7 protein-coding genes and 1 pseudogene are annotated in these 5,754 nt (G+C 59.5%); 5 read left to right on the forward strand and 3 right to left on the reverse strand.

Translation table 11 applies throughout. The annotated features are described in order from the left end of the window. From ADK28_RS32825 to rluB, 3 genes are all read left to right on the forward strand, one after another. Positions 1-124, forward strand: a 124-nt coding sequence (locus ADK28_RS32825) for a Rap1a/Tai family immunity protein (protein WP_343286234.1), incomplete at its 5' end; no start/stop codon positions are given. A gap of 149 nt (positions 125-273) precedes the next feature. Continuing rightward, complete coding sequence (locus ADK28_RS02095; protein ID WP_048794757.1) at positions 274-1,071, forward strand: alpha/beta fold hydrolase; 798 nt, start codon at positions 274-276, stop codon at positions 1,069-1,071. A 162-nt stretch (positions 1,072-1,233) separates the two neighbouring features. After that, complete coding sequence (gene rluB, locus ADK28_RS02100; RefSeq protein ID WP_015378049.1) at positions 1,234-2,130, forward strand: 23S rRNA pseudouridine(2605) synthase RluB; 897 nt, start codon at positions 1,234-1,236, stop codon at positions 2,128-2,130. A 39-nt stretch (positions 2,131-2,169) separates the two neighbouring features. Here the strand turns inward: rluB and cobO are convergent, their stop codons facing one another. Next, positions 2,170-2,760 (reverse strand): cob(I)yrinic acid a,c-diamide adenosyltransferase, encoded by a 591-nt coding sequence (gene cobO, locus ADK28_RS02105; RefSeq protein ID WP_016927525.1) that lies wholly within the window; start codon positions 2,758-2,760, stop codon positions 2,170-2,172. Between the two features lie 13 nt (positions 2,761-2,773). Further along, on the reverse strand, positions 2,774-3,535 hold the full coding sequence (locus ADK28_RS02110) for a YciK family oxidoreductase (protein ID WP_016927526.1): 762 nt from the start codon (positions 3,533-3,535) through the stop codon (positions 2,774-2,776). Between the two features lie 359 nt (positions 3,536-3,894). On the opposite strand from ADK28_RS02110, the gene sohB reads away from it, so the two are divergent. Beyond that, complete coding sequence (gene sohB / locus ADK28_RS02115) at positions 3,895-4,941, forward strand: protease SohB (protein ID WP_016927527.1); 1,047 nt, start codon at positions 3,895-3,897, stop codon at positions 4,939-4,941. A gap of 51 nt (positions 4,942-4,992) precedes the next feature. Here the strand turns inward: sohB and ADK28_RS02120 are convergent, their stop codons facing one another. Continuing rightward, complete coding sequence (locus tag ADK28_RS02120) at positions 4,993-5,244, reverse strand: YciN family protein (RefSeq protein ID WP_004930700.1); 252 nt, start codon at positions 5,242-5,244, stop codon at positions 4,993-4,995. Positions 5,245-5,671: 427 nt separating this feature from the next. Here ADK28_RS02120 and ADK28_RS33520 point away from each other — a divergent pair. Beyond that, positions 5,672-5,754, forward strand: a pseudogene (locus ADK28_RS33520) (toprim domain-containing protein); the annotation flags it as partial.

The raw sequence follows: 5,754 nt of genomic DNA on the forward strand, positions 1-5,754 counted from the left end.
CATCGGCGTAGCCGCCGACGCGGTGATGCAGTATTTGAACGAGCATCCTGAGCAACTGCATTATTCCGCACCGTCGGTGATCATGCTGGCGTTAAGCGCCGCCTATCCCTGCGTGCGCCATTAAGTTCCCATTCCAATTAGTGCGCATTTTTTCATAAGGTGCGCCCAGGGGACTTTCCGCACGAACTTCAATAGATCAATACCTGCTGCGCTGTCACCTTATCCCCGTCGGTATTCCCCGAACGGGTCGGGGAGAGACGCGCAGGAGGTAATATGACCGCATTTCACAGTGCCAACATGATGCTCGACTATCAGGATATCGGCTCAGGGCCGCTCACGTTGGTGTTGCTGCCCGGCTGGTGCGAACCGAAAACCGTGTTTGAGCCGTTCATCGCTCTGGCGGCCGAACGTTATCGGGTGATCAGCATCGACTGGCGCGGCCATGGCCTGTCGTCAAAAGCCACGGAGATGTCGCTGACGGCGGACGACTTGCTGGAGGATGTGCGCCAACTGCTGACGGCGCTGCGTTTGGATAACGCGGTCACCCTGTCGGTGGCGCACGCCAGCTGGCTGGCGGTGGCGTTGGCCGAAGCGTTGCCGCAGCGGGTGCGGGGCATGGTGTTTCTCGACTGGATCATGACGCAGCCGGAGCCGGCGTTCTTTACGGCGGTGAGCCGCATGCAGCAGCCGCAGCAGTGGCTGGCGGCGCGCGACGCCTTGTTCGACTTCTGGCAGGGCGGCATCCGCCACGATCGGGTCAAACGCCATCTGGAGGTCGAGATGGCGCAGGAAGATTACCGGCTCTGGCGTGCCGCCGGCGTAGCCATCGAACAGGCCTACCGGCAATTCGGTTCGCCGCTGCAACGCCTGGCGGGCATGAGCGCGCCGCCGCCGTGTCGGCACGTCTACTCGTTGGATCGCCGCGACGACTATCTGCGGCAACAGCAGGCGTTTGCCGCCGAGCAGCCGTTTTTCTCCGTGGTGCGTTTAGGGGAGGCCCGCACGCACCTCGGCATTCTGGAACGGCCTGACGCGGTGCTGTGGGCGGTGGAGGATTTTTTGGCGCCGTGAACGCCGTCTGAAGGGGGCCACCGCCGATAAAGTGGGTTTCAACACCTTAGAAAGCCTGTATAATGCGCGGTTCGATCCTGATAAATGTATTATGACCGTTGTGGCGCTTGGCCGCGGCGGTATCCCCCCGACGCCTGTGAAGGCGACATTAGAGGTTGCTCAATGAGCGAAAAGTTACAGAAAGTTTTAGCGCGCGCCGGGCATGGCTCGCGTCGTGAAATCGAAACCATGATTGAAGCCGGGCGCGTCAGCGTCGACGGCAAGGTCGCCAAGCTCGGCGATCGCGTTGAAGTGACGCCGGCGATGAAAATTCGTCTGGACGGTCATGTCCTGTCGATCAAAGAGTCCGAAGAGGTGGTTTGCCGGGTGCTGGCTTACTACAAACCGGAAGGCGAGCTGTGTACCCGCAGCGATCCTGAAGGCCGCCCGACGGTGTTCGATCGCTTGCCGAAGCTGCGCGGTTCACGCTGGGTGGCGGTAGGGCGCCTGGACGTCAACACCTCCGGTCTGCTGCTGTTCACCACCGATGGCGAACTGGCCAACCGTCTGATGCACCCGAGCCGTGAAGTGGAGCGCGAGTACGCGGTGCGAGTGTTCGGCCAGGTTGACGATGCGAAAGTGAAGCAGCTGAGCAAAGGCGTGCAATTGGAAGACGGCCCGGCCGCCTTCCGCACCATCAGCTTCCAGGGCGGTGAAGGCCTCAACCAGTGGTACAATGTGACCCTGACCGAAGGCCGCAACCGTGAAGTGCGTCGCCTGTGGGAAGCGGTGGGCGTGCAGGTGAGCCGCCTGATCCGCGTGCGTTACGGCGACATCGATCTGCCGAAAGGCCTGCCGCGCGGCGGCTGGGCCGAACTGGATCTGCCGGCGATCAACTACCTGCGCGAGCTGGTGGAGTTGAAACCGGAAACGGTCAGCAAAATGCCGGTGGAGCGTGAGCGCCGCCGCGTGAAGGCCAACCAGATCCGCCGTGCGGTCAAGCGCCACTCGCAGGTGGCCGGCAGCGGCCGCCGCAGTGCGCCAGGCAGCAAACCGGGCAAGCCAAGCAAACGCAGCTAATCCCGCCATTCTGGCCCCGTTCGGGGCCAGAACGTTTTGTTACCAATCGATCCCCTGTTGCGCCTTCACGCCCGCGTCGAATGCGTGTTTCACCGGCCGCATCTCCGTGACCGTATCCGCCAGTTCCAGCAGATCGCGATGGCAGCCGCGCCCGGTCAGGATCACCGTTTGATGCGCAGGGCGTTGCAGGAGCGCTTCCTTCAGCTCTTCCAGTTCCAGATAGCCGTAGGTCAGCATGTAGGTCACTTCATCCAGCAGCACCAGATCCAGGCCGCTGTCGGCCAGCATGCGTTTGCCGTGCTGCCACACCGCCTGGCAGGCGGCGGTGTCGCCGGCCTTGTTTTGCGTTTCCCAGGTGAAACCGGTGGCCATCACCTGAAATTCAACGCCGTGTTGCTGCAGCAGATTCTTTTCGCCATTGGGCCATTCGCCCTTGATGAACTGGATCACCCCGGCGCGCATGCCGTGGCCGACCGCGCGGGTGACGGTGCCGAAGGCGGCGGTGGTTTTACCTTTGCCGTTGCCGGTAAACACCAGCAGCAGGCCGCGGGTGTCCTGCGCCGCGGCGATGCGCGCATCGACCTGTTCTTTCAAGCGCTGCTGGCGCTGTTGATGACGATCTTCCGCCATGAAACGCTCCTGATTATTCGGCTGCGCCGGGTTTGCGGTTCGGCTGCGCGTCGAAGCTCATGCCGGTTTTGCGGCGACTGTCTTCGCCCATCAAATACAGATACAGCGGCATGATATCGGCCGGGGTTTTCAGCTTGTTCTTGTCTTCGTGCGGGAAGGCGGATGCGCGCATTTTGGTGCGGGTGCCGCCCGGATTGATGCAATTCACCCGCAGATTGCGGTTTTTGTACTCGTCGGCCAACACCTGCATCATGCCCTCGGTGGCGAACTTCGACACTGCATAGGCACCCCAGTCTGCGCGGCCGGTACGCCCGACGCTGGAGCTGGTGAACACCAGTGAACCGGCGTGGGATTTCAGCAGCAGCGGCAGCAGCGCCTGAGTCAGCATAAAGGTGGCGTTGACGTTAACCTGCATCACTTCTTGCCACATGGTTATCGACAGGTCGGCCATCGGCGCGATGTCGCCGAGCAGGCCGGCGTTGTGCAACACGCCGTCAAGGCGGGGGATCTGGCGCGCCAGATCGTCGGCTATCTGCCGGCATTGCTCCTGAGTGGCGTGCAGCAAGTCCAGCGTGACCACCAGGGCCGGGGCGCCGCCCAGGGCTGCGATCTCTTGTTGTACCGCCAGCAGTTTGCTCTCGGTGCGCCCCAGCAGCACCAACTGGGCGCCGAAGCGCGCGTAGGTCAGCGCCGCTTCGCGGCCGATGCCGTCGCCGGCGCCGGTGACCAAAATGATACGTTGTTCGAGCAGATCTTGTTTGGGTTGGTAATGCACGATAAATCCTCGCCTGGGTGGCTGTTCTCCCGCGGATATCGGGGAGCAAGGGTGAAACGCGCGGCCGGGGCGGGAGCGAAGGCTCGACCGTCTGCGGGCCGCGCAGCGAATCCGTCTCATCATATTGATGAATAATGGGTGTTATATGCCTTAATCCGCAGGCATTTTCAATGCGTAGCAGGCTGAAATGGCATTCTTTTGTAACAAAAGCGCGGCGGTGGCGGCTTGGTTCGGCCGTAAATCGTCCCCATAGTGATGCTCTGTGCGCAATGAATTTTCATTTAGCCGCGACAGCAGCCGCTGCGGTTGGCTAAAATGGAAATAAGCATACTAACAACCTGTAAATAAAGGCGGAATCTGTGGAGTTTATATCTGTTTATGGCCTGTTTCTGGCCAAGGTCGCCACGGTGGTGCTCGCCATCGCCGCGTTGGCCATCCTGGCGGTCAGTTTGGGGCAACGCAAGAGCCGCCAGAAAGGGGAGCTGCAGCTGACCGATCTCGGCGAACAGTATCGCGAGATGCAGCGCGATATGCGCCTGGCGCGCATGGATGCCGCCGAGCAGAAGGTTTGGCTGAAACAGTTCAAGAAGCAGACCAAATCTGATGACAAATTGAAGAAGCAGCGCGCTAAGTCCGGCGCGGTGGAAGTGGCCAAGCCGTGCCTGTATGTGCTGGATTTCAAGGGCAGCATGGACGCGCACGAGGTCACCTCGCTGCGCGAAGAGATCTCGGCGGTGTTGGCGGTGGCGTCGGCGCAGGATGAAGTTCTGTTGCGCCTGGAAAGCCCTGGCGGGGTGGTGCACGGCTACGGCCTGGCGGCTTCGCAGTTGGAGCGCCTGCGCAAAGGCGGCATTCGCCTGACGGTAGCGGTGGATAAAGTGGCGGCCAGCGGCGGCTACATGATGGCCTGCGTCGCGGATCGCATCGTGGCGGCGCCGTTCGCCATCATCGGCTCCATCGGCGTGGTGGCGCAGATCCCGAACTTCCACCGTCTGCTGAAGAAGAACGACATCGACGTGGAGTTGCACACCGCCGGGCAGTTTAAACGCACGCTGACGCTGTTCGGTGAAAACACCGAACAGGGGCGCGAGAAGTTCCGCGAAGATTTGAACGAAACCCACGAACTGTTCAAGCGCTTCGTGCATGAGCAGCGCCCGTCGCTCGATATCGACAGCGTCGCCACCGGTGAGCACTGGTTCGGTTCACAGGCGAAAGAGAAGGGCCTGGTCGACGCCATCGGCACCAGCGATGATTTGCTGATCGCCGAGCTGGATAACCACGAAGTGATCGCCGTGCGCTATACGCGCCGCAAACGCCTGATGGATCGCTTCACCGGCAGTGCGGCGGAAAGCGTCGATCGTTTGCTGCTGCGCTGGTGGCAGCGTGGGGAAAAGCCGTTGTTGTAACGGCAACGAGAGCGTGAATCAACGGGGGCCAGGCGCCCCCGTTTTCTTGTCTTAATCGACCAGGTGGTATTTTTCCGAAAGCAGGTGAGCCAAATGCTTAAACATATTAAATACCGCGGTGGTTTTGGCGGTGGGCAATCCATCGGCATCCAAAAAGTATTCGCCGCGAAAAACTAAAACGCCGCTTTTTTGTTCAACGTCGGTGGCGATCATGCCGTGCAGATAATCTTCGTGTTGGCGGATGATGTTATTTGCTTCCGCCAGCAGGGCCTCGCGGCCGATAGGTGCAGTATTCGTGCGCATTTATTAGACTCCAAACAAAAAACTCTGCGCATATTCTAACGCCGGTTCGCTTTTATCCGCAAACCGACTAAGGTTTATTTGCCGTCTGGATGGCCAAGGGCGGCCGCCGGTTGGCGAAATCGGACTTTCCATGCTAATTAGGTTGCGTGACGCTTTTTATCAGGTACAGTGTGGGATTTTGCGGCGTCGGGTGGAAGGTTTTGTTTACGCCATGAATAAAACTCACACAGCCATACTTCTGGGGCATGGGTGAATAGCAGGCAGGATCAACAACTTGCGTTCAGGTTGAGCAGTTGGGCAACCAAAAGAAAAAAATCTGTTGATCTCTTGCCAGACTGCCGCAATATAAAAAAAGAGACACGAATTGCCGCGGCACGGCGAGATAAAAGACTTCTTTTTAGAAGAAATAAATTAGGTAAAGGTAAATATGGGTAAAGCTCTCGTAATAGTTGAGTCCCCGGCAAAAGCCAAAACTATTAATAAATATTTAGGAAGTGACTACGTGGTGAA

This window comes from Serratia sp. 506_PEND, from assembly GCF_001076875.1.
Classification (GTDB): domain Bacteria; phylum Pseudomonadota; class Gammaproteobacteria; order Enterobacterales; family Enterobacteriaceae; genus Serratia; species Serratia marcescens.